Origin of the sequence: Pseudomonas sp. Z3-6 (assembly GCF_051131985.1) — a bacterium.
In the GTDB taxonomy this organism is placed as follows: Bacteria; Pseudomonadota; Gammaproteobacteria; order Pseudomonadales; family Pseudomonadaceae; genus Aquipseudomonas; species Aquipseudomonas zanjanensis.
Window position 1 is genome coordinate 1,331,623 of record NZ_CP071644.1, and the last position, 23,469, is coordinate 1,355,091.

Genomic DNA, 23,469 nt, shown 5'->3' on the forward strand with positions numbered 1-23,469 from the left:
ACGACTTCAGTTCGCGACCCGTGTGCCTGCCAGGCTGCCGCTCAATTCATAAGCCGTCAGTTCAGCCTGGTGCGCCGCGAGGATTTCCGGCAACGAGCCGCGCAGGTATTCGACCCAGGTCTTGATCTTCGCGTCCAGGTATTGGCGCGACGGGTAGATGGCGTAGAGGTTCAGTTCCTGGGAGCGGTAGTTGGGCATGACCCGCACCAGCGTGCCGTTGCGCAAGCCTTCGATGGCGGCGTACACCGGCAGCACCCCCACGCCCATGCCACTGGTGATCGCGGTTTTCATCGCATCGGCGGAATTCACCAGGAACGGTGAGCTGTTGATGGTGACCATCTCTTGGCCTTCCGGGCCGTCGAACACCCATTTTTCCAGCGGGATGACCGGGCTGACCAGGCGCAGGCAGGCGTGGTTGAGCAGGTCGCTGGGTTTTTGCGGGCAGCCGCTGGCTTTCACGTAGGCGGGCGACGCGCAGACGATGCTGTAGGTGATTCCCAGGCGTTGGGAAACGAAGCCCGAATCCGGCAGTTCGCTGGCGAGCACGATGGAGACGTCGTAGCCCTCGTCGAGGATGTCCGGCACGCGGTTGGCCAGGGTCAGGTCGAAGGTCACGTCCGGATGAGTCTTGCGGTAGCGGGCGATGGCGTCGATCACGAAATGCTGGCCGATGCCGGTCATGGTGTGAACCTTCAACTGCCCGGCCGGCCGCGCATGGGCGTCGCTGGCCTCGGCTTCCGCTTCTTCGACATACGCCAGGATCTGCTCGCAACGCAGCAAGTAGCGTTTACCCGCCTCGGTCAACGCAATGCGTCGGGTGGTGCGGTTGAGCAGACGGGTTTGCAGGTGGGCTTCCAGGTTGGAAACCGCACGCGAGACGTTGGCTGTGGTGGTATCCAATTGCGCGGCGGCGGCGGTGAAACTGCCGGCTTCGGCCACACAGCTGAACGCGCGCATGTTTTGCAAGGTGTCCATGGAGGGCTCTCTTGGGAGGTGGCAAATTGTGACATGAAGTTACAGAGATGCGGGACCCGACTAATGGATTATCGCGTTAACGGTAACAAAGATTCGCAGAAAGGTCGGCTTATCGCCGGGGAGGGCGATGCCTAGAATTGCCGCCAATCCTGGGTCACTGACTCCTGTGGAAGCGAACTTTGTGGGAGCCGAGCTTGCTCGCGATGAACGATGACGCGGTCCTGTGGTTAAACCGTGTCGTCCCCATCGCGAGCAAGCTCGGCTCCCACAAAAGCTTGCTCCCACAGGTCTTGTGTCCACAGGCAAGCACTCTCATCCCATCGTTGTGCCCCTCTCAGGAATTTTGCGCCAGTGCCGCGTTGCATCAGCAGAGAGCTGAAGACTCTCAGTGTTTGGGTTCTGACATTAACCATCAGCGGTTGCATCGGCACAGGCGGCATTGCGCCACACGGCCAGGTAGTGCGGGCCAACCAACTGGCAACCGATGCCGGCATCCGCGAGGCCGCCCGCGATGCCCGCTGGCCCGCCGGCCAATGGTGGCAAGCCTACGGTGATCGGCAATTGGATCGCTGGATCGACCTGGCGGTGCAGGGCAGCCCGAGCCTGGCCATGGCGGCCGCCCGGGTGCGCCAGGCCAAGGCCGTGGCCGGTGTTGCCGAGGCCGCCGAGTCGCTGCAGATCAATGGCCAGGCGATCCTCAAGCGCCATGACTGGCCTACCGATCAGTTCTACGGCCCGGGCGAGTTGGCCGACACCACGACCTGGGACAACAAGGCTTCCCTGGGCTTGAGCTATGCCCTGGACCTGTGGGGTCGTGAGCGTAATGCCAGTGAACGGGCGGTTGATCTGGCCCACGTAAGCGTCGCTGAAGCACGACAGGCGCAACTGGAGTTGCAGAACAACATCGTGCGCGCCTACATCCAGTTTTCACTGCACTATGCCCAGCGCGATATCGTCGCCGCGACGCTTCATCAACAACAGCAGATTCTCGCTCTGGCGCAAAAGCGTCTGGACGGCGGCATCGGTACCCAGTTTGAAGTCAGCCAGGCCCAGGCGCCCCTGCCCGAGACCCATCGCCAACTCGACGCCCTCGACGAAGCCATCGCCTTGAGCCGCAATCAGTTGGCGGCGCTGGCAGGCAAGGGGCCGGGCGCAGGCGCGCCGTTGCAACGCCCGACCCTGGCCCTCGGCGCGCCCTTGAAGCTGCCGTCGGCCTTGCCCGCCGAACTGCTTGGCCAGCGGCCGGATGTGGTGGCCGGGCGTTGGCAAGTGGCGGCCCAGGCCCGGGGCATCGATGTGGCCCGGGCCGGTTTTTATCCCAACGTCGATCTGGTGGGGAGCCTCGGCTACATGGCCACCGGGGGTGGGGCGCTGGAGTTCTTGACGGGTAAGAAGCTCACCTACAACGTCGGGCCGGCGATCACCTTGCCGATCTTCGACGGCGGGCGCTTGCGTTCGCAGTTGGGCGAGGCGGCCGCCGGTTTTGACATCGCCGTGGCGCACTACAACCAGACACTGGTGAACGCCCTCAAGGGCATTTCCGATCAGTTGATCCGCCGCCAGTCCCTGGACAAGCAACAGGTCTTCGCGGCTGAATCGGTGGCTGCGGCCCAGCGCACCTACGACATCGCAAGGGTGGCGTTCCAGCGCGGGCTCACCGACTACCTCAACGTGCTCAACGCTCAAAGCCTGTTATTCAAACAGCAACAGGTGCAACAGCAGGTGCAGGCGGCCCGGTTGAGTGCCCATGCCGACTTGGTGACGGCGCTGGGTGGCGGGCTTGAGGCCGGCAACGACAGTCCTGACTCGGGCCATACCCTGTGGCGAGGGAGCTTGCTCCCGCTGGGCTGCGCAGCAGCCCCTCCAATCGCGCCGCAAAGTGGGTGCTGCGCACCCAAGCGGGAGCAAGCTCCCTCGCCACAATGCTGAGTCGTTCTATTGTGATGTCTTTATTCGCCCCTGCCCGCTGGCTGTACCGTCTCGAATGGCGCCGTGGTTTCTTCGACTGGGCCCGCAGCGACGGGGTGACCTGGGTTTATATCTTCAAGGTCCTGTTGGCCGCGTTCCTGACCTTGTGGCTGGCGATGCGCCTGGAATTGCCACAACCACGCACGGCCATGATCACCGTGTTCATCGTCATGCAACCCCAGAGCGGGCAGGTGTTCGCCAAGAGTTTCTATCGTTTCCTCGGCACCCTGGCCGGCTCGGCGGTGATGGTGGCGCTGATCGCCTTGTTTGCCCAGAACACTGAGCCATTCCTCGTTTGCCTGGCGATCTGGGTCGGCCTTTGTTCGGCGGGAGCGGCGCGTTACCGCAACTTCCGCGCCTATGGTTTCGTGCTGGCCGGTTATACCGCGGCGATGATCGGCCTGCCGGCCCTGGCCCATCCAGAAGGTGCATTCATGGCGGCGGTCTGGCGGGTGCTGGAAATTTCCCTGGGGATTCTTTGCGCCACCCTGGTCAGTGCCGCGATCCTGCCGCAAACCGCCAGTGCCGCCATGCGCAATGCCTTGTACCAGCGCTTCGGGGTGTTTGCCCTGTTTGTCACCGACGGCCTGCGTGGACGCAGCCAGCGAGAGGCGTTCGAGGCGCGCAACGTGAGCTTCATTGCCGAGGCCGTGGGCCTGGAAAGCCTGCGCAGTGTGACTGTGTTCGAAGACCCGCACATGCGCCGGCGCAACGGTCGGCTCAGTCGCTTGAACAGCGAGTTCATGGGTATCACCACTCGCTTCAACGCCTTGCACCAGTTGCTTGAGCGCTTGCGCAGCAGCGCGGCGGGTCATGTCGTCAATGCCATCAAGCCTGGTTTGCAAACCCTGGCCGAACGGTTGGACGGTTTCAGTGGCCGGGCCCTGACCGACGCCGATGCGGCCCGTCTGTCGGCGACGCTGGCCGAGTACAAGGCCGATTTGCCGGCCCAGGTGCGGCGGCTGCGGACGGTTTTCCAGGACACCGCGCCGAGCGACGGGCAACTACTGGATTTCCACACCGCCTATGAACTGCTGTATCGCTTCGTCGACGACCTGCATGGCTACGCTCAGACCCACGCGTCCCTGGCCGAGCATCGCCATGACCGTGAACGCTGGGACGAGCCGTTCGTGCCGCAGACCAACTGGCTGGCCGCCACGGCGTCGGGGGTTCGCGCTGCTTTCATCCTGTTGTTGCTGGGCAGCTACTGGGTCGCCACCGCCTGGCCGAGCGGCGCAACCATGACGATGATCGCCGCCGCCACCGTGGGCTTGTCGGCCGCGACGCCGAACCCCAAGCGCATGGCCTTCCAGATGGCCTGCGGCACGTTGGCCGGGGCGTTGATCGGCTTCGTCGAAATGTTCTTCGTCTTCCCGTTGATCGATGGTTTCCCATTGCTCTGCGTGATGCTGGCACCGGTGATCATGCTGGGCTCGTTCCTCAGTTCGCGTCCCCAATACGCCGGGGTCGGGCTGGGGCTACTGATCTTTTTCTGCACCGGCTCGGTGCCGGACAACCTGACGGTCTACAACCCTTACGCCTTCATCAACGATTACATCGCGATGATCCTCGGCATGCTGGTGTGCGCCGCGGCCGGGGCGATTATTCTGCCGCCCAACAGCCGCTGGCTGTGGCGTCGGCTGGAACAGGACCTGCGCGAGCAGGTGGTGTTTGCCATCAGTGGCAAGCTCAAGGGCCTGGCCTCGGGTTTCGAGAGCCGTACCCGCGACTTGCTGCATCAGGCCTACGGGCTGGCGGCGGGGCAGCCTCGGGTGCAACGGGACTTGCTGCGCTGGATGTTCGTGGTGCTGGAAGTCGGCCACGCGATCATCGAGCTGCGCAAGGAACAGGCGATTTTACCGGTGCATCCGGCGTATGCCGAAAGCCAACCGTGGCGCCAGGCGATCCGGGTGATGGGGCGGGCGCTGGTGCGGCTGTTCCGCCAACCGAGCCCGAGCAATCTGGAGCGTGCCCTGGTGGCGGTGGATCATGCCATCGGCCGCGTGCAGGCCACCGACGAACCCTTCGCCCCGCATTTCGACACCTCGGCCCTGCGCCGGGTGAAAAGCTACCTGCATTTCATCCGCACCTCGTTGCTCGACCCGCAATCGCCTTTGGCCGGCTATGTCATACCGCATGCCATGCCGTTGCTCCAGGAACCTGAACATGCCCCGTGAAATCGCCTTCCATGGCGTGTACATGCCCACCATGACCCTGATGTTTTTCATCGCCGCCGGCCTGGCCTGGGCCTTGGACCGGTTCCTGTCGGGGCTGGATTTGTACCGCTTCTTCTGGCACCCGGCGTTGCTACGCCTGAGTCTGTTTACCTGTCTGTTCGGCGCACTGGCGCTGACGGTCTACCGTTGAGAACGATGCGATGAAAAAGTTTTTCAGCCTGCTGGCGACGCTGTTGGTACTGGCCTTGGCGTTGTGGATCGGCCGTACGCTGTGGGTCCATTACATGAATACGCCCTGGACCCGCGATGGCCGGGTGCGAGCCGACATCATCAACGTGGCCGCCGATGTCAGCGGCGAGGTGGTCGAGGTGCCGGTGGGCGACAACCAGTGGGTGAAAAAGGGTGATCTGCTGATGCGCATCGACCCCGAGCATTACCGCATCGCGGTGAAGCAGGCGCGCTCCCTGGTGGCGTCGCGCAAGGCCACCTGGGAAATGCGCAAGGTCAACGCCCATCGGCGTGCCGACCTGGACAGCCTGGTGATCTCCCGGGAAAACCGCGACGACGCCAGCAACATCGCCGACTCGGCCCTGGCCGATTACCAGCAGGCCCAGGCGCAATTGGAAGCCGCCGAATTGAACCTGTCCCGTACCGAGGTTCGCGCAGCGGTGGACGGCTACGTCACCAACCTCAACGTCCACCGTGGCGACTATGCGCGCATCGGCGAGGCGAAGATGGCCGTGGTGGACATGCATTCGTTCTGGGTCTATGGCTTCTTCGAAGAGACCAAGTTGCCCAAGGTGCGGGTCGGCGATTCGGCGCAGTTACAGTTGATGAGCGGTGAGGTGCTCAAGGGGCATGTGGAAAGCATCTCCCGTGGTATCTACGACCGCGACAACCCCGAAAGCCGCGAGCTGATTGCCGATGTCAACCCGACCTTCAACTGGGTACGCCTGGCCCAGCGGGTGCCGGTGCGTATCCATCTGGATGAGGTACCGGACGGCGTGCTGCTGGCGGCGGGGATGACCTGCACGGTGGTGCTAGAACCCCGCGACAAGCGTTGAGGCCAGTGGCTTGCTTGTGGATGATGTTGAGTTTGTTGCACACCAAAAAAACCTGTGGGAGCGAGCCTGCTCGCGATAGCGGTGGTCCAGCTTGAACTGATGTTGGCTATGGCGCCGTCATCGCGAGCAGGCTCGCTCCCACATTCGATCTTCGCTAGGCCTGAATGTTGTGTTCACCCCAGGTCCCTGTGGGAGTTCAGCTTGCTCGCGATAGCGGTGGTCCAGCTTGAACTGATGTTGACTGTGCCGCCGTCATCGCGAGCAAGCCCGCTCCCACTTTTTCCGGTTGCACCCGGAACTCTCGTTCACCCGTGGCGAGGGAGCTTGCTCCCGCTGGGTGGCGAAGCCACCCCAAAACAGGCATTGCGGTGCGACGGATTAACCGTGCCAGCCGGGTTACGACTGCTGCGCAGCCGAGCGGGAGCAAGCTCCCTCGCCACAACAGCCAAAAAGCCAGGTTTGCGATGATTACAGCGATTTGCCCAACCCAAACCGCTTCATCAACCCCTTCTCCAGCAACCCTTTTGGCAACAAACCGGCCATCATGGGCAACGCCCGGCTGCCATTGCCCAGTCGCAGCAGGCGGGGCGGCTTGGGTTGTTGTACGGCCTTGAGCAGCGCGGCGGCGAATTCGTGGGCCGGGGTCGGGTTGTCCTGGGAGGCCTTGGCCCGGGCGCGGATGCCCTCGCGCAGGGGCCACCAGGGCGATTGTTCGCTGATCAATTGTTCGGCTTCGTGGCCGGCATTCTTGGCGAAGCTGGAGGCGATCGCGCCAGGCTGGACCTCCATCACGCGGATGCCGAACGGCGCCAGTTCCATGCGCAAGGCATCGCTCAGGGCATGCACAGCCGCCTTCGAGGCGCAGTAGGCGCCGGCAAACGGCGTGACCAACACCCCGGACACGCTGCCAATGTTCACCACCAGCCCCCGGGCCCGACGCAATACCGGAAACAGCGCCCGGGTGACCCCGACGATGGCGAACACGTTGGTTTCGAACTGACGTTGCATGGCCGGCACGCCGCCATCCAGCAGTGGGCCCATGGCGCCGTAGCCGGCATTGTTGACCAGCACATCCAGGCCACCCTGCTGCTGGTTGATCCGTTCGCTCAACAGCTCCAGCGCCTGGCCATCGTTGACGTCCAGTTGCACGGCGGTGAACCCGGCCGTGGCGAGCGTCGCCACGTCCTCAGCCTTGCGCGCCGTGGCCCAGACCTGATAACCCGCGGCCTTGAAGGCGTCGGCGAGGGCGCGGCCAATGCCGCTGGAACATCCGGTGATCAACGCAACAGGCATGGCGCGTTCCTTGTGCAAAAAGTGGGGAGGCAATCAGTTGGAGAAGCTGCCGTGCAAGCGCTCGGCGCGAAACTCCAGGGTTTGTGGGCGATAACCTGGACGCAGGGGCGGCAGGGGCAGGCAATCCTGCCAGTCGGCGCCGGCCTGCAATTCGCCAGGGCCACGGTAGCGTGGTGCGTCGTAGGGACTGTCGGCCAGGTTGATGGTGTCACCAGGTGCATAGGCCGCGACCCGCCAGCGCAGTTCGAGCAGCGGCACGTCGTTGTTGTTCTTCAGGGTCAGAGACAGCGGCCGGTCGGCGGGGCACAGTCCGGGGGCATAGCTGATGCGCAATTCCAGGCGCTCCAGTTGCCGGGTCTCGCGACTTTCCTGCCAGAGCACCCACACGGCGACCAGTCCCAGCCCGATGAACGCCGCGAGGGAGACCGGCAAGGCCTTGGCCGGGTAGCGCAGCAGCAGGATGAGCCAGGTGATGACCAGCAAGACGCCGATAAGCATGGTGGAAGCCTCCGTTACCGTAGGCACATCCTACCGAAGGGCGCGGGCAATGTTGAAGCAATGATGCCCGGCCATGACTTACTTGCAAAAAAAAAGCCCCCACCCAACCCACTGCGGATAGGGGACGCAGTGGGCTGGATGGGGGCTTCTTGTACGGCTGATCGTTGCTGCGGGTTACTGTGCGATGGTCTTCACCGACACGCCACGTTCGATCGGGGTGGAGCGACCGTAGATATCCTCGAAACGCTCGATGTCGTCTTCGCCCAGGTAGCTGCCGGACTGCACTTCGATGATTTCCAGCGGGATCTTGCCCGGGTTGCGCAGGCGGTGCACCGACGCGATCGGGATGTAGGTCGACTGGTTTTCGCAGAGCAGGAACACGTTCTCGTCGCAGGTCACCTCAGCGGTGCCGCTGACGACGATCCAGTGTTCGGCGCGGTGGTGGTGCATCTGCAGCGACAGGCACGCACCCGGCTTGACCGAGATGTGCTTGACCTGGAAGCGCCCGCCCATGTCCACCGAGTCATAGGAACCCCACGGACGATAGACTTCGCAGTGGTTCTGAGTCTCGGTACGGCCCTGTGCGTTGAGGGTGTTGACCATCTGTTTCACGCCTTGGACCTTGTCCTTGTGGGCGATCATCATGGCGTCCTTGGTTTCGACCACCACGATGTTTTCCAGGCCGATCACCGACACCAGCTTGCCGTTGCCGTGGATCATGCAGTTGCGGCTGTCCTGGACGACGACGTCGCCCTTGGTGACGTTGCCATTGGCGTCTTTCTCGTTGACTTCCCACAGCGACGCCCAGCAGCCGACATCGCTCCAGCCAGCCGACAGCGGTACGACGCAGGCACGCTGGGTCTTTTCCATCACGGCGTAGTCGATGGAGTTGTCCGGGCAGCAGGCGAAGGTGGCTTCGTCGAAGGTGATGGTGTCGGCGGTCTGCTCACTGCGCTCCAGGGTCAGCAGGCAGGTGTCGTAGATGTCCGGATCGTGCTTTTTCAGCTCTTCGAGGAAGCGGCTGGCGCGGAACAGGAACATGCCGCTGTTCCAGAAATAACCGCCGGCCTCGACGAACTCGGTGGCACGCTTGACGTCGGGTTTTTCGACGAAGTGCGAGACGCGGCTCACGCCCTCGGGCAGCAGCGCATCGTTGGTCGACTTGATGTAGCCGTAGCCGGTTTCCGGTTTGGTGGCCGGTACGCCGAACAGCACCATTTCGCCACGCTCGGCGGCCACGGTGGCCAGGGCCAGGGCGCGTTGCAGGGCTTTCTGGTCGTCGATCACGTGGTCGGCCGGCAGCACCAGCATCAGCTCGTCGCGGCCTTCGTTGACCAGCATCATCGCGGTCAGCGCCACGGCCGGAGCGGTGTTGCGGCCGAACGGTTCCATCAGGATGCGCTGGGTTTCGAGCTTACGGGCGCTCAGTTGCTCGTTGACGATGAAACGGTGGTCTTTGTTGCAGACCACGATCGGCGTGTCCATGCCTTCGAACACCAGGCGCTCGAGGGTCTGCTGGAACAGGGTGTGTTCACCGGTCAAGGCCAGGAACTGTTTAGGGAATTGCTTGCGCGAAAGCGGCCAAAGACGTGAGCCACTACCACCTGACAAGATCACCGGAATCATGTTTGTTACTCCTTGAAGCGAAATGGTTGTTAGAGCTACTGCGTTCTGTCGTTTCACTCTCTTGTTGTTGTTCCGTACCCGATTGACACCCCGATTCAGGGTGGGAGCGGGCTTGCTCGCGAAAGCGGTGGTTCAGCCAACATCAATGTTGAATGTGAGACCGTATTCGCGAGCAAGCCCGCTCCCACAGGGGTACAGCGTCAATCAGGTGAATTCATCATCGGGTCGACACTGGGCGTTTCACCCACACTGGCGACAGGCTGCTGCCTGAACCGGTGACGTACAGCACGGCCGCTTCGCCGCGCTCCAGGGCCACGGGCTTGACGTCGCCGACTTTCTTGTCGCCTTCGAACAGGGCCAGGGACACTTTCACTGGGTTGATTTCACGTTCGCCACGGCCCTTGGCGGCCACGTTCGGCACCACTTCGGTCTTGCCGTCGGCGGTCTTGAGGGTCAGTGCCTTGTCGCTGAGGTTCTGTACGCGGACCAGGGACTTCTGTTTGTTCTTGAACGGTGGCTCTTCGATCAGTTGCGGCTGGCCGGTGGCGTTGTTGACCAGGGTGTAATAGTGATCGGAGGCCAGTTTCACCGGCACGGACTGGCTGCCGACCTTGGCGCTGTAGTCGCCACCGGGCATGAAGCTGAAGTCGCTGCTGGCCAGGGGGGCTACGTCGCTGATGTTGGTGCTGCCGACGGTGGCGCTGACTTCGGCGTTGCTGGCGTTGTACACCCGCACGAAGCTCGAGCCTTTTGGCGCGACCGGACCGTAGAGGGCCGAGTCACCGGCGAAGGCCGAGAAGGAAAGGGCGCTCATGCTGGCGACCAGGGCAACGGCCTTGAAGGAGCGAGCAGCGAGACGGCGAGGAGTAGTGTTGAAAGTCATGGTGGACCTCTCTTTCAGTTTTGCGCCCGGTCGGGCGTCTCGGATTGTGTGTTAGCAGCTACGTTCTGTTGGCGGGCGCCGGCCTGCTTGAGCTCGGCGACCCACTGCGGATCGGCGTCGCCGATCTCGTTGTTCACGGGCAGATAACGTTCAGGGAACTCCCAGATCAGCACCTGTGGCGGGCTGTTCTTGAAGGCATCGCTCTTGAGGTAGCTGAGCATCGGCAGAATCGGCCCATGGCCGTCTTCGGCGTAGTTGACGACGTCGCTGTGCAGGGCTTGCTTGAGCGCACCGACGAAATTCCAGTTGGGGTTGGCGCTGTAGCTGGTGCCGATCAGGGCCACGGGCACCTGGGCATCGGCGAACAGTGCGTCATCGCTGGCCGGCTGGTCGTCGGCTTCGCGGGTGTTGCGCTTGACGAGCGGCTCCTGGGCCGGCATCAGGTTTTCGAACAGCGGGTCCAGCGGCAGGAACTGACGCAGGTCGCCTTTATGAATGACTTTTTCTGCCGGCTCAGTGACGAAACGCTGTGGTTCGCCATTGAGTGGTGTGCGTTCGGCAATGGCTTTGGCCAGATGTTCCGCAGCAATTTGCGCGCCTTCCGGTGTCCAGTGGGTGTCGGTGCGCAGGAACACTTGCTGGCCGCTTTGCTTGGCCTGCTGCAGCGGGGCGAGCAGGTCAGGGGCGACGATCTTGTCCGCTGCCACGCGGGCATGGAAGTCCTGGTACAGGTTGGCGTGAATGCTCGAAGGCTTCACTTCACCCAGGTGCTCGGGGTACAGCCGCGCCTTGGCCGGCACGATCGCCATGACGAGGGTGATGCCTTGCTCCTTGAGCTTCTGGCGCACGCCTTCGATCAGCGCGTAGTTGCCTTGCAGGTTCTGGTCTTCGTTGACGATCGGGTTGAACTCTTCGTCGCTGTACAGCCACTGGTCGCGGCCCAGGACCACGCCTTTGCGGCCCTCGTTGAACAGCTTGTAATCCAGCGCGGCCCAGATGTTGGTGCCCAGGCGCTTGATCGGAAACTCTTCGTCGTAGTGCGTTTCCACGGCCTTGGCCCAGCGCCCGTTGAGCACGGTCGCGTCGGGGTTGGTGCTGAAGCCGAAGAAGCTGCGCATCGACCACAGGCCCAGCGCTGTCAAAATCAGCATGAACAGTGCGATGTAAAAGATGCGTAATGAGCGGGTCATGTTCAGATCCCTCAGAACTGGAAGTAAAGGAACGGCGAGAAGCTTTGCGCCGAGAGTTTGAGAATCGAGGCAATGAACAGCAGCAGCACCAGGGCGCGCATCACGTAGCGTGACCAGTCCACGGTCCAGTAGGCCGGTTGCACTTGGGCCTCGACGCCGACGGTGTAGCCCGGCTCGTGGATCGCCGCTGGGTTGTCACCCGGCACGGCCCTGATCATTCCCGGTTGCGCGGTGGCCGGGCCGTTGGCTTCGGTATTGACCTCAGGCTTGGTCTTGACCGGTGGACGGTTGGTGTAGAAGTCCCGCAGGCCGAAGAAGGCGAGGGTGGCGTAGGCCACTACCAGCGTGGCGATCTGCAGGCCGGTGAGGTTGGCGCGGGTCAGTTCCGACAGCGACCAGTCGCCGAAGCTGAACATCGCGCTGTACATGCGACCGGCCACGTGCAGGTTTTCGGCGCGGAAGATCACCCAGCCCATCACCACCAGCAGGAAGGTCAGCGCCCAACGAATCGGGTTGATGCTGCGTGGGTTGGTGTCGATGCCTACCGCTTTTTCGATGGCCAGCCACATGCCGTGCCAGGCACCCCAGATCACGTAGGTGATGTTCGCGCCGTGCCACAGACCACCGAGCAGCATGGTCAGGAACAGGTTGCGATAGGTCATCAGCGTGCCTTTGCGGTTACCGCCCAGGGTGATGTAGAGGTAGTCGCGCAGCCAGGTCGACAAACTGATGTGCCAGCGGCGCCAGAACTCGGTGATCGACTGGCTGATGTAGGGCTGCTTGAAGTTTTCCATGAAACGGAAACCCATCATCAGGCCCAGGCCGATGGCCATGTCGCTGTAGCCGGAGAAGTCGAAGTACAGCTGTGCGGTGTAGGCCAGGGCGCCGAGCCAGGCATCGCCCGTGGTCGGGTTCTGCAAGGCGAAGCAATGGTCGGCCACCACCGCCAGGGTGTCGGCGATGAACACTTTCTTGATGAAGCCCTGCATGAAGCGGGTGCAGCCTTCGGAGAACTTGTCCAGCGTGTGGGTGCGGTTGTTGAACTGGTCGGCCAGGTCGCGGAAACGCAACACGGGGCCGGCGATCAGGTGCGGGAAGATCGCCACGAATGCCGCGAAGTCGATCAGGTTGCGAGTCGCCGGTGTGTCACCGCGATAGACGTCGATGATGTAGCTGATGGACTCGAAGATGTAGAACGAGATCCCGATCGGCAACAGCACGTGGGTCAGGATGAACGGGTTCAGACCAAAGCCGGTGATGATCGCATTGAGGCTGTCCACGCCGAAGTTGGCGTATTTGAAATAGCCCAGGATCGCCAAGTCCACGCCCACGCCGAGCAACAGCCAGCGCTGGGCCGGTTTGGTGCGCACGCCGGCGGCGCCGACTTTCAGGCCGATCCAGTAGTTCCACAGGGTCACGCCGGCGAACAGCGCGAGGAAGTCCACGCGCCACCAGGCATAGAACACGTAGCTGGCGATCAGCAGCAGCAGGTTGCGATAGCGTTGCCCGCTCAAGTAGTACAAGCCGAGAAAGATCGGCAGGAACAGGAACAGGAACACGTTGGATGAAAATACCATCCCGATCTCTCCATGTTGAATCAACAGTCAAGGGCCAGAGCCCCCCCAACCCCCCCCATGAAAACCGGGGGGCGTATACAGTTCATGTCTGACACTGCCCCTGTGGGAGCGGGCTTGCTCGCGAAGGCGGTGTATCAGTCGACATCATTGTTGGATGTCAGACCGATTCGCGAGCAAGCCCGCTCCCACAATGGGTTTGCCGCCAGGCAAGGGGTACGGTGTCAGCTCCCTTTCTCGCCTTTCTCCCGCGAAGGGTCATACACCCGGGTCAAGTCCCCGCCGAGGCGGAAGGTCTTGAACGGTTGCATTTCGTGCTTGCGTTCCAGCACGTCCTCCGAGCAGGTGTAGAGGCTGCAGAACGGTTCGAGCCAGGCGAATTTCGAATCGACCTTCAGGTCCTTCATGTCCTGCTCTTCGCCGTTCTTCTCTTCGAAGATGTCCGGGTCTTTCACCCCGGCCAGCACCCGGTCGCCCAGGCGCTTGAGCGCACCGTTGTTTTCCTGGCGCAGGTCGACGCCGTTGACCTGGGCGAAACTGGCGATCATCGCCAATGGCGGCAGGGCGTAGTTGTGGTAGGACAGGGCCCGTTGCTTGCGCTTGAGTTCGTTGGGCAAATAGCCTTCGGCGTCGACTTGATTGACGCCGACCTTGTATTCCTTGACGGCCCAATCGAACAGGTCGCGGCGGTTGGTTGCCACGGAGGTGGCCATCACCGACCAGGCAGCCCAGTAGGAATGGTTGTTGATCTTGTCCAGCGGCAGGTTGTCCCAATCGCTGACCACCTGGTCGGCCATCCGACTGAACCAGCCTTCGATCAATTGCGCCTGCTCCGGGTGATTGGCCAGCGGACGGGACTCGGAGAACTTCAGGCGCACATAGGCCGAAGCCATGCTGCCCAACGCCCATTTGCGCATGGACTTGCCGGTGTGGTTGAAGTCCTTGGACATCAACGCATCGGCCTGGGCCCAGGCGGTCAGCCAGTTCAGCGTGCATTCCAGTTGCTCGGGGCGGCCGTCACGCATGAACTGCATCACTTGCTTGCTGACGCCACGCTCGATCTTGGTGATGTCGGCGGTGCTGTCGCGGAAGGCTTTTTCCGATTGCACGTTCAGCGTCGCGCGGGCCTTGTCGGAGCCCTCGTACTTGCTGCGAAATTGCAGGGAACCGGTGTAGGGCGTCGGCGTGGCGTCGCAACCTTTGGCCGCTTCGCCGGCCTTGACCTTCTCGATCGGTGCGAAGTAACCCTGTGGCGGGCGCAGCGGGGCCGCCGCCTGCGTGGCCCCGGCGAACATCGCCAGGGTCAGCAGGGAGGGCGCCAGCAGCGTTTTCAACGTTCGGGTGCGCGTGGTACTGGTCATGAGACGAGACCTCATTGTCCGATTTGAGCCGTTTGTTGCCCGGCTTGCGGAGATGCGTTGCGTTTGCAGACTTTCGCTTCCACTTGCAGTGGCTCCTTGCCGGCTTCAGGACCCTGGACCTCTAGAGCCAAGAGGTTCTGGGAGGCCCAGTCCTCGTCGGTACGCAATTGGAAGGCGAAACGTCCGTCGGTGTCGGAGGTATTCGGTTTTTCGATCTTGATGTCCTCGTGGCGCCCATTCATGTACCAGAGGGTGGCTTGCAAGGTTTTCACCGAGGTGTCGGCGAAGCGGATGTCGACCTGGTGGCTGCCGTTACGCAGATCCATGTTCTGGCTGTTGACCATCAATTCGTTCTTGCCCGGCTTGAGCTTGGCCTTGCTGCTCATCAGGGCCGGCTTGCCTTCGCAACCGTTGTTGTCCAGCAGCGCCATCATCTGGCGGTAGATGGTTTCCTGGTCCAGGCGATACAGCGGCGAGAATTCCCAGATGAGAATCTTCGGCGGGTTCTTCTGGAACTCTTCGCTGCCCAGGTACTGGATCATCGCGCCCTCGAAACCACCGCCGGGGAAGGCGACGTTGAGGATGTCGGCGCCGATGGCTTCTTCCAGGAAACCGGCAAAATTGTAGTTCTTGCCGCTGTGACTGGTGCCCACGAGGGTGATCTGCGGGTTGCCGGAATCGCCGAACAGGTCGCCGTCGCCGGCCTCGCCCTTGGGTTCGGTGGTGAACTGGTCCATGTACTGGATCGCGTAGCTGGTGCCGCACAGCTGCCCGGCCATGTTGTGCAGGGTGCCGGTCTTGCCCATGCGGCCGGACTTCTTGGTCTCGAACTCACGCTTGGGGATGTCGGCGAAGGCCGGGATCTGCTTGACCTTCTCGGCCACGACCTTGGCGGTGCGCTGGGCGCCGTATGGGGTCCAGTGCTGGTCGCCACGGAAATAGAAATCGTGGGCCGGCAGGGTTTCGGGCAGGTTTTCGTTAGTCAGCGGCGACAGGTCCGGCACCACATAACCCATCTGGGCGAAACGGCCGAGCATGGATTTGTAGTTGGCCAGGGCTTTCTCATAGTCGAAAGCGGCTTTTTCCTGCGGGTTGAGCTTGTTGCGGTTCACCAGGCCCCGGGTCGGCTGGTAGACGAGCACCAGCTCGACGCCTTTGGCCTTGAACGCATCGTGCAACTGCTGCAGGCGCTTGTAGCCGGCCGGCGTGGTGTTGAATTCGGTGCGCAGGTCTTCCTGGGTCCGGAACAGCCAATCGCCCTGGGCTTGTACCAGCGTGGTGAAGTTCTGCTGGTAGCGCGTGGTGTAGTTCTTCGCGTCATGGGCCGCCGGGCACAGGTTGCAGCACGGTTCGGCGGTGAAGCTCGGTGCCTTGACTTCATCGGCGCGCGCGCCACTTGCAGCGGCGAGAATGCCGGCAGTCAGGGCGGACAGGCCCAAAAGTTTGATCATCTGTGGGTTCATAAAGGTCATCCTCAGTCCCGCATTTCGGTCTGGCGTTCGACAGGGTCGATCAGCACGGCTTTCTGCTGGCGCACCAACAGGTCGAGAATTTCATCCTGGCGCTCGCCAAGGATCCCCGTGAAGCTGATGCCGCTGGATTTGGTCGGCGCGAGCATGGACACGCGGTACAGCTCAACGCTCAAGGGCGAGTCAATGGACAATGGGCCGCTGCCATTGGCGGCGAGTTCGCCACCCACCACGATCAATGACACTTCGGTATCGAACGGGTCGAGCTTGATGTCCCGGTCGGTGTCCGACAGGTCTTTGATGTGGCCGTAGAGACCGGTCAGGCCGTTGGCCATGGACACGTTTTCGTAGAGGCGGATGTTCACGCTGTTACGAATCCGGATGCCGTGGCGGCGGTTGCTGATCACTTTGTTGCCCCACAGCAGGTTGTCACCACTCTCGTACAGCGTGATGCCGTCGGTGTGGTTCTTGTAGATCTCGTTGTAGGCGATCAGGTTGTTCACGCTGTTACGGTCGATCACCAGGCCCGAGAGTTTGTTGTCATAGCTGCGGTTGTTGAAAATGAAACTGTCGTTGACCTCACGGGAAATAATGATCCCGTGCTTTTTCTTGGTCCCGTAGACGGTGTTGTCGGCAATGATCAGCCGATGGGAACGGTCGTGGGGGTCGATGCCGTAGACGATGTTGTCCTTGTAGGTATTGCCCTTGACCACGAAGTCGTTGGTTTCGTAGCAGTAGAAGCCGTACCACATGTCCGAGAACTCGGAACCGATGATCCAACCGGTCGGTTCCGGGCGCTTGAGGACCTTGGCCATGTTCGGCGTGTACTGGGAAATACTCACCCCGTACGACTTACTGTTGGCGTAGCCGAAACTGGCCATCTTGCTGTTGACGATGTAGGTCTCGGTGCCGCCCCAGGACAGCAGGAACGGACGGAATTCATTGGGCGAGCGGAACGTGGCAGGGCCGTTTTCCTTTTCGCGCCAGCCGGTGACCTTGGTGTCGCGGATGAACATCCGGCCATCGTTGATCAGGAATGCGCCGCCCTCCTGGGACAGGCGCAATTCCTGGGTTTGCTTGTCGATCTCAAGGATGCCTTTCTCGCCGACCACAATCGGAATCCTGGCCAGGAATACGCCTGGCGAGGTTTCGCTGAGGTACTGCTTGGGCACCTTTTTGACCAGGTCCTTGAGGTTCATGTAGCCATCGTCGATGAAGATGGCCTGTGGGATGCCGCGCTGGCGCACCACCCACTCGGCCATCTTGTTGTCGCCGCCGATGAAGTCCTTCAAGGCGTTTTCCTGCATCATCCGGCGCACGCTGATCTTGCCGGGCTTGCTGCGCACGATCTTGGCCGCGACCGCTTCGGGCGTATAGCCTTTGAGGTCGGGCAGGGTCGGCGCGGCCAGCTCCAGCGGTGCGGTCGGCGCGCTGCTGACGGTGTAGGTCTTGGCTTGTTGCAGTTCCTTGGCCACGTTGCCCGGCTTGACCACCGGTTCAACGTTGGCGAACGCCGGCGAGCCGGCCAGCAGCATCGCTGCGACCAACAGGCTGATCGAACCTTTCATCGCCTGGCTGTTCCTGAGGTAGCGGTTCATATCGGGCACTCCCATGGCCATTCGCATCAGAAGCGCCAGATCACGTCGACAAAGGCGCGATGCATGTACGAATCGACCTCTTTGCCGTAGGCGTCGCCTGGCTTGAACACGCCGCCACGAAAGCGCACCAGCGCCGACGGCTCATCAATGGACTGACTCAGCGCGGCCGGCAGCAGGCCTTGCTTGAAGTACTTGGTAACGACGAGGTCGACTTCCTGGCCCAGGTCCTTGTCGCCATCACGCAGCGGCAGGGTCGAGGTGGACAGGATCGCGCCGGTCACGTCGTCGGTGTTGTTTTCCACGGCGTTGATGCCGTTGCTGCCCACCGGCTTGTTGCCGTCCACGCGCCAGAACTTGTGGTACACAAGGCTTGCGTCGTATTCGTCACGCAATTGCCAGGAACCGAACAGGCTGGCGCTCTGGGTGTTGGCCATTTCGCCGCGGAACGCTTCGCCGAAACGGTGCACGCGCGAGCGGGTGCCGGTGAAGTTCGAGCGGTTGCTTTGCAGGCCGTTCTGCTCGTAGTCCTCGCTGGCGCGGGCATAGGCCGCACCGACTTGCCATTGCGGGTCCAGACGCAGACGGATACCCAGGTCGGTGGCCCAGCCGTCGACGTCATCGCTGTGCTTGGCTTCTGTTGGGCGCGTGCCGTCGGCGTTGAGCGGGTTGACGGTGTCGCGGTCGCCGGTCATGCCGGTGAGGCTCGCCCAGTAGTTGACGGTGTTGGTGTTGCGCCAGTTGTAGGCGTCGCTGTTGGCTTCCAGGCCCAGCCAGGTCAAGTCACCGTTCTCGGTCTTGTCCAGGGTGTCGGTGGCTTCGCCCGGGGTCGGGTAATCGAGGCTGCCGCTGTCATGGGAGTGGTGGGCACGGATCCCGGCCCACTGGCCTGGCATCCACTGGTAGCCCACGTCGCCGTAGACGTGCATGCGGTCCTTGTCCTTGGGGGACAGTTCCTTGAGGTCGGTGCGGTATTCGCTGAACCGTTCGGCCACGCCGAGGTTGGCCCGCAGCAAGGTGGTGTCGAAGGTCCAGTTCAGGGCTTCGATGTTGGTGTCGCGCCATTGGCCGTCGTCGTTGCGCAGGCGCTGGCGACCGAACTTCAACTGCTCGCCCGGGTAAGGGGTCAGGCCACGGTAGCCGATCCAGAACTCGCGCATGGCCAGGTAGCTTTTCTTGGCTTCGCGATCACCGCTGTCGGTTTGCTGGGTGTTGCCATCGGACTGCTGCAGGGTGTCGGTCTCGATGATGTCGCTGGACGTCACGGCCTGGGCCATGGCGTAGGCGCTCCAGGCGCCGCTTTCGCTTTCGCCGTAGACCCATGGACGCAGGTCCAGGCCGACACCGTTGACGTCGCCACCGCTCTGGGTGCCGAGGTCACGGTCGTCTTCGGACTGGCCGGTGATCTTCACTTCCAGGCCGAAGTTCTTGGTGTCAGTCAGGGCCGCCAGGGTCGGGCTGGACCACAACAGGGCAAACGACAGGCCAATACCAGCCTGTACAAAAGGATTGAGCTTCAAAAGCTTCATAGAGGTTCCTCGCCGTCATCTTCTTTTAGGGCTTGCAGTTCAAGCGTATCGGGGCTCATTGCGCCGCGAATGGCCTGCTCTTGTTGTAGCAGGCGTTGCGCTTGTGCAAGTTGTTCCGGCGGTAATTGTGCTTCGAGGGTTTGGGCAAGCTCGGTGGCTTGCGGGGTGTTCTGCGCCTTGGCCAACTGGCTGAACACATACGCGTTGACCGGGTTGGGCTTGGTGCCCTTGCCCTGGGAGAACAGCTGGGCAATGGCGTAGTCGGCGCTGTTCTGGCCGTTGCGGGCGGCCTTGAGCAGGTGGTCCAGGGCTTTTTGCGAGTACACCTGGCCCAGGTAACCGCGGCGATAAATCTGGCCGAGGTAATAGTCGGCGGCCACTTCACGGCCCACGGCTTTCTGGAAATGCGCCTCGGCGACCTTGGCATCGGCCGGGACCCACTTGCCTTCGTAGTACAGCTTGCCCAGCAACAGATCAGCGCGCGACTGGTCGGCGGCGCGGCCGTTTTCCAGGTACTGCATCATCTTGTCGACGTCACCCAGTTCCGGGAAGTCGTAGAGCAGTTGCGCCAGGCTGACCCAGGCAGCGGGGTAGCCAGGGGCGATGCCTTCGAGCAGCGATTGGGCGGTCTTTTCATCGGTCTTGCCCAGGCTGGCATCGGCCAGGACGCGGGCGACGCTGTCCACGCGCTGGGCGGAAACGACGCCACGGGCGTGGCCGTCCTGCATTTGCTTGAGCAGCGCGGCCTGCTGTTCCGGCTGGCCGCGTTTCTGATAGACGGTGGCCAGTTCGACGTAGCAGATGTCCGTGGTCGCCAGCGCGGCCTTGCAGACTTTCTCGACTTCATCCAAGTGCTGGTCGTAGGTGCCTTGGGTGCGGTAGAGCAGGATTTGCGCCAGGCCCGCTTCCGGATAACCGGCGCTGCGCCATTGACTGATCTGCTGCTGGGCGTTGACGTTCGGGAAGCTGTGGGGATATTGCAGGTACAGCATCGCCAGCGGGATCAGGGTGTTGCCTTCGCCGTTGGCGAAGGCTTTCTTCAACAGGCCTTCGGCTTCGTGTTTTTCCGCTTCGGTGGAACCGGGCTTGGCCACCAGCAGGCGACCCAGGCGCGCCTGGGCCCGCGGCGAGATGTCGGCCGCGGCGCGGTAAGTCGCCTCGGCTTTTTTCATCTGTTCGGGATCGCGGCTGTCCACCTGGATATCGGCCAGGCCTACTTGGGCTTCGCTGTAGCCCAGGTCGGCCAGTTGCTGGTAGTTCTGCTGCGCCAGCGCCGTGTCGCCGCGCTTGAGGGCTTCGTTGGCCAGGCGTTGATCGGGCAGGCCGGCGCAACCGGCCAGGCTGACGGCCAGTGCCAAGGCACACAGTGTTCCCATCTGGGAACGAGCTTGCGGCATATCATCCTGACCGCGTGGATCCTTTCGCGAGCAGGCTCGCTCCCACAGGGCCTGTGGGCTGTTCAGGATTTTTATAATGGTCACGGGCATATCCTCGACTTAAATACCGACGGCCATGGCTTTGTCGATCAGCCAGTTCAGGTTCGGGCCACGGTCGCTGGTGACTTCTACCGGACGGCCGGCCAGCGCGCTGTCCAGGGGTTCGTCAGGCTGGATCAGCACACGGATATCGGAGGACAGGTCGGCACTTTTCAGGCTGGTGCTGCTGACGATCTTGCCGGTACGGGTGGTGTCTTCGCCGGCGACCTGGAAGCTGACCGGCGTGCCTGGGCGCACGTCGCCGAACTGGCGATAGGAGAAACGCGCTTCGACGTTGGCCTCAGTGCCCCGTGGAACCAGTTGGAAGATCACGTCGCCCTTGCTGGCGTACTGACCGTTGGCAACCAGTTGTTGGGCCACGATGCAGTCGCACGGCGACGTCAGGGTGCCGGTCATTTGCTTGCCGAACAGCTCTTCGACTTTGGACGGCTGCAATTGGTTGTCGTCCAGGTGACCCTTGAGCACATCGAGCATGCTGGTGCTGAAGGTCGCCAGTGGGGCGCCCTTGGCGGCCACGCCGTCGGCCTTGACCAGGCTCTGCACAGTGCCGTCGCGCGGCATGGTGATCGCCATGCCCGGTACGTTCACCAGGCCTGCCTGGGCGTGGCTGACGAAGTACATGCCATACACCGACTTGAAGATGAACCCGAACGCCGCCAGGCCAACGATGAAGATCCCGAGGCTGAAGGTCACGGCGCGCAGGCGACCGAAGGCGCTCATGCCGCCGTTGTCGTCTTTCTGCTTGCGAGCCTTGGTGAAGTTGTCGCGCTGCAGGGTCGCCAGCACGTCGCCGACGCCGACGATGTCGCCGGCCAGGTGCGAGGTGATGATGTGACGCAGTGTCGAGATGTCCCGCGGCTCCAGGTTCTGGAATTGGCAACCGGTACGGCCGGTCTCGCGGTCGTAGGAGCGGATCTGCAATTCCACGTCCATGGCCAGGCCAAGGTTGTCGATGACGAATTGCAGGCGAGCCTTGTAGGTCTCGCCAATCTTGAGCGGCAGCTGGCCGGCGTTGAAGCACAGCCCGCCGGCGGACAGGTCCAGGACCTTGACTTCCATGGGCGTGCGGTCGGGACCGAAGAAGCGCAGCTTGGCCGGGATTTTGACCCGGGCGTGTTGGCGCTGGGCTTCGGATTCATGCACTACGTTGACATTCACGGCGGTGTTCATAGGGGCGATTTCCTAGTTAATTCATTCAAGTCCGGTCAGACCATCGTCAGCAGCACGGCGACAAAAATGCTGCCGGCGGAGAAGGTCATGGTCCGAGACGACCAAGTGTTGAACCAACGTTGAAAGCTGGCGAGATCACGGGTCAGGTGGGTGGGCTGGCGAGTCCAGGACTGCTGGTCGAGGCGGAAGAACACGTAGATCTTCACCAGGGCACCGACGATCTGGTTGTAATAGAGAATCGCCGGGTAGGCAGGGCCGATCTTGTGTCCGGAGCACGACAGCAGCAGGGTCAGCAGGAACCGGGTGATGCCGATCCACAGCAGGTACACCAGGATGAACGCGGTGCCGTACTTGAAGCTGGCGATCAAGGCCACGGTCAGGCCCAGCAGCGAGGTCCACATCGACACCCGTTGGTCGAACAGCACCACCGAGGTGAACAGGCCCAGACGCCGCATGCCCAGGCCCAAAGCCCGGGAGTTCTGCCGCAGGTTGTTGCCGTACCAGCGGAACATCAGCTTGCGGCTGGCCTTGATGAAGCTCTTCTCCGGCGGATGCTCGACGGTGTTGATCGCCGCATCGGGCACGTAGAAGGTGTCGTAGCCCAGGCGCATCAGGCTGAACCAGCTCGACTTGTCATCGCCGGTCAGGAACTTGAAGCGGCCCAGGCGCCAGTGTTGCAGCGAGTCGCTTTCCACATCGGCGATGAAGTCCGGGTTGGTGACCACGGTGGCGCGGAATACCGACATGCGCCCGGTCATGGTGAGCACGCGCTTGGACAACGCCATGGAGCACATGTTGATGTGCCGCTGGGCGAAGCGCAGCTTGTGCCACTCGCTCATGATGTAGCCGCCGCGCACTTCGCAGAACTCGTTGGTGGTCAAGCCGCCGACATTGCCGAACAGTTGGAACCACGGCACGGTCTTGCGCACGACGCCTTCGGCGAGCACGGTGTCGCCGTCGATCACCGCCACCACGGCGCGGTCGTCCGGCAAGTGACGGGAGATGGCGCGGAAGCCGAAGGCCAGGCCGTCGCGCTTGCCGGTGCCGGGAATGCGCACGAAGTCCAGCTTGACCCGCGCTGGCGGGTTCATGCGGGCCCAGAGGCTCTTGACCAGCAGTTCATCGGACATTTCCACGATGGAGCAGACCACGGTGGTGGGCAGCCCGCAGTCGATGGCCTCGCGAATAACCGAGCTATAGACCTGGGCCGTAGTCAGCGCGTCGATCCGGAAGCTGGTGACCATCAGGTACACATGGGACGGATCCGCCGCCTTGCCCAGCTTGCGGACCTTGCGGCGCAGGTGCGGGTAGACGATGTACAGGAAGATCATGCCGCGCACGAAATGCGTCGCTCCCATGGAGTAACGCCAGATGCCCACGGCGCCGATCAGGAAGATGAAATCCTTGGATTCGGAGTCGAACGTGGACGTGGGCAGCGCCATGGCGATGCCCATCAATAAACTCATGTAAAACAGCCAACCGGCGGCCTGAAGCAGGCCGTGCTTTAGCCTGTGCATAATCTGCATCCGTCTCTATCTCGGGCGGGCCTTGTGGGCGGCCCGATGGGTTAAGGCAGGCGAAAGGCCGGCCAGGGCATGCCC

General features: G+C 62.4%; 18 protein-coding genes. 4 read left to right on the plus strand and 14 right to left on the minus strand.

Going from position 1 to position 23,469, the window contains the following annotated elements; translation table 11 throughout:
• Positions 1-6: 6 nt before the first annotated feature.
• Entirely contained in the window at positions 7-975 is a 969-nt protein-coding gene (locus J3P88_RS06090; protein WP_186705135.1) for a LysR family transcriptional regulator, read from the minus strand.
• Between the two features lie 351 nt (positions 976-1,326).
• Between J3P88_RS06090 and J3P88_RS06095 the strand changes: the two genes are divergently transcribed.
• Genes J3P88_RS06095 through J3P88_RS06110 form a run of 4 tightly spaced genes read left to right on the plus strand, consistent with a single transcriptional unit; the run spans position 1,327 to position 6,184 of the window.
• A complete protein-coding gene (locus tag J3P88_RS06095) occupies positions 1,327-2,904 on the plus strand; it encodes an efflux transporter outer membrane subunit (RefSeq protein ID WP_434574427.1) in 1,578 nt (525 codons plus the stop codon).
• An 11-nt stretch (positions 2,905-2,915) separates the two neighbouring features.
• Complete coding sequence (locus J3P88_RS06100) at positions 2,916-5,120, plus strand: FUSC family protein (protein ID WP_434576363.1); 2,205 nt, start codon at positions 2,916-2,918, stop codon at positions 5,118-5,120.
• Positions 5,110-5,310, plus strand: coding sequence for a DUF1656 domain-containing protein (locus J3P88_RS06105; protein WP_003205331.1), 201 nt, complete (start codon positions 5,110-5,112; stop codon positions 5,308-5,310). Before J3P88_RS06100 ends, J3P88_RS06105 begins: the two co-directional genes overlap by 11 nt.
• Positions 5,311-5,320: 10 nt before the next feature.
• Positions 5,321-6,184: an efflux RND transporter periplasmic adaptor subunit gene (locus J3P88_RS06110; RefSeq protein ID WP_434574428.1), complete on the plus strand. Its 864-nt coding sequence runs from the start codon at positions 5,321-5,323 to the stop codon at positions 6,182-6,184.
• Between the two features lie 468 nt (positions 6,185-6,652).
• On the opposite strand, the gene J3P88_RS06115 is transcribed toward J3P88_RS06110, so the two are convergent.
• From J3P88_RS06115 to alg8, 13 genes are all read right to left on the minus strand, one after another.
• On the minus strand, positions 6,653-7,477 hold the full coding sequence (locus J3P88_RS06115) for an SDR family oxidoreductase (RefSeq protein WP_434574429.1): 825 nt from the start codon (positions 7,475-7,477) through the stop codon (positions 6,653-6,655).
• Between the two features lie 33 nt (positions 7,478-7,510).
• Positions 7,511-7,975 carry a multidrug transporter gene (locus J3P88_RS06120; RefSeq protein WP_434574430.1) on the minus strand — a complete coding sequence of 155 codons (465 nt, stop codon included), beginning with the start codon at positions 7,973-7,975 and terminating at the stop codon, positions 7,511-7,513.
• Between the two features lie 174 nt (positions 7,976-8,149).
• A complete protein-coding gene (locus J3P88_RS06125) occupies positions 8,150-9,601 on the minus strand; it encodes a mannose-1-phosphate guanylyltransferase/mannose-6-phosphate isomerase (RefSeq protein ID WP_186705139.1) in 1,452 nt (483 codons plus the stop codon).
• Positions 9,602-9,818: 217 nt separating this feature from the next.
• On the minus strand, positions 9,819-10,484 hold the full coding sequence (locus J3P88_RS06130) for an alginate O-acetyltransferase AlgF (RefSeq protein WP_186705140.1): 666 nt from the start codon (positions 10,482-10,484) through the stop codon (positions 9,819-9,821).
• A 14-nt stretch (positions 10,485-10,498) separates the two neighbouring features.
• Entirely contained in the window at positions 10,499-11,674 is a 1,176-nt protein-coding gene (locus J3P88_RS06135; protein WP_186705141.1) for an alginate O-acetyltransferase, read from the minus strand.
• Between the two features lie 11 nt (positions 11,675-11,685).
• The gene (locus J3P88_RS06140) at positions 11,686-13,251 is read right to left on the minus strand and encodes an MBOAT family O-acyltransferase (RefSeq protein WP_434574431.1); all 1,566 of its coding nucleotides are present in this window, start codon (positions 13,249-13,251) and stop codon (positions 11,686-11,688) included.
• A 221-nt stretch (positions 13,252-13,472) separates the two neighbouring features.
• Complete coding sequence (locus J3P88_RS06145) at positions 13,473-14,609, minus strand: mannuronate-specific alginate lyase (protein WP_186705143.1); 1,137 nt, start codon at positions 14,607-14,609, stop codon at positions 13,473-13,475.
• An 11-nt stretch (positions 14,610-14,620) separates the two neighbouring features.
• Positions 14,621-16,072 carry an alginate O-acetyltransferase gene (locus J3P88_RS06150; RefSeq protein ID WP_186705144.1) on the minus strand — a complete coding sequence of 484 codons (1,452 nt, stop codon included), beginning with the start codon at positions 16,070-16,072 and terminating at the stop codon, positions 14,621-14,623.
• An 11-nt stretch (positions 16,073-16,083) separates the two neighbouring features.
• Entirely contained in the window at positions 16,084-17,676 is a 1,593-nt protein-coding gene (gene algG, locus J3P88_RS06155) for a mannuronan 5-epimerase AlgG (protein WP_434574432.1), read from the minus strand.
• A 26-nt stretch (positions 17,677-17,702) separates the two neighbouring features.
• The gene (locus J3P88_RS06160; RefSeq protein ID WP_411387551.1) at positions 17,703-19,193 is read right to left on the minus strand and encodes an alginate export family protein; all 1,491 of its coding nucleotides are present in this window, start codon (positions 19,191-19,193) and stop codon (positions 17,703-17,705) included.
• 5 nt (positions 19,194-19,198) lie between these two features.
• Positions 19,199-20,683, minus strand: coding sequence for an alginate biosynthesis TPR repeat lipoprotein AlgK (gene algK / locus J3P88_RS06165; protein WP_434574433.1), 1,485 nt, complete (start codon positions 20,681-20,683; stop codon positions 19,199-19,201).
• Positions 20,684-20,698: 15 nt separating this feature from the next.
• Positions 20,699-21,868 carry an HlyD family efflux transporter periplasmic adaptor subunit gene (locus J3P88_RS06170; protein ID WP_434574434.1) on the minus strand — a complete coding sequence of 390 codons (1,170 nt, stop codon included), beginning with the start codon at positions 21,866-21,868 and terminating at the stop codon, positions 20,699-20,701.
• Positions 21,869-21,903: 35 nt separating this feature from the next.
• Complete coding sequence (gene alg8, locus J3P88_RS06175; protein ID WP_411385554.1) at positions 21,904-23,385, minus strand: mannuronan synthase; 1,482 nt, start codon at positions 23,383-23,385, stop codon at positions 21,904-21,906.
• Positions 23,386-23,469: the final 84 nt, after the last annotated feature.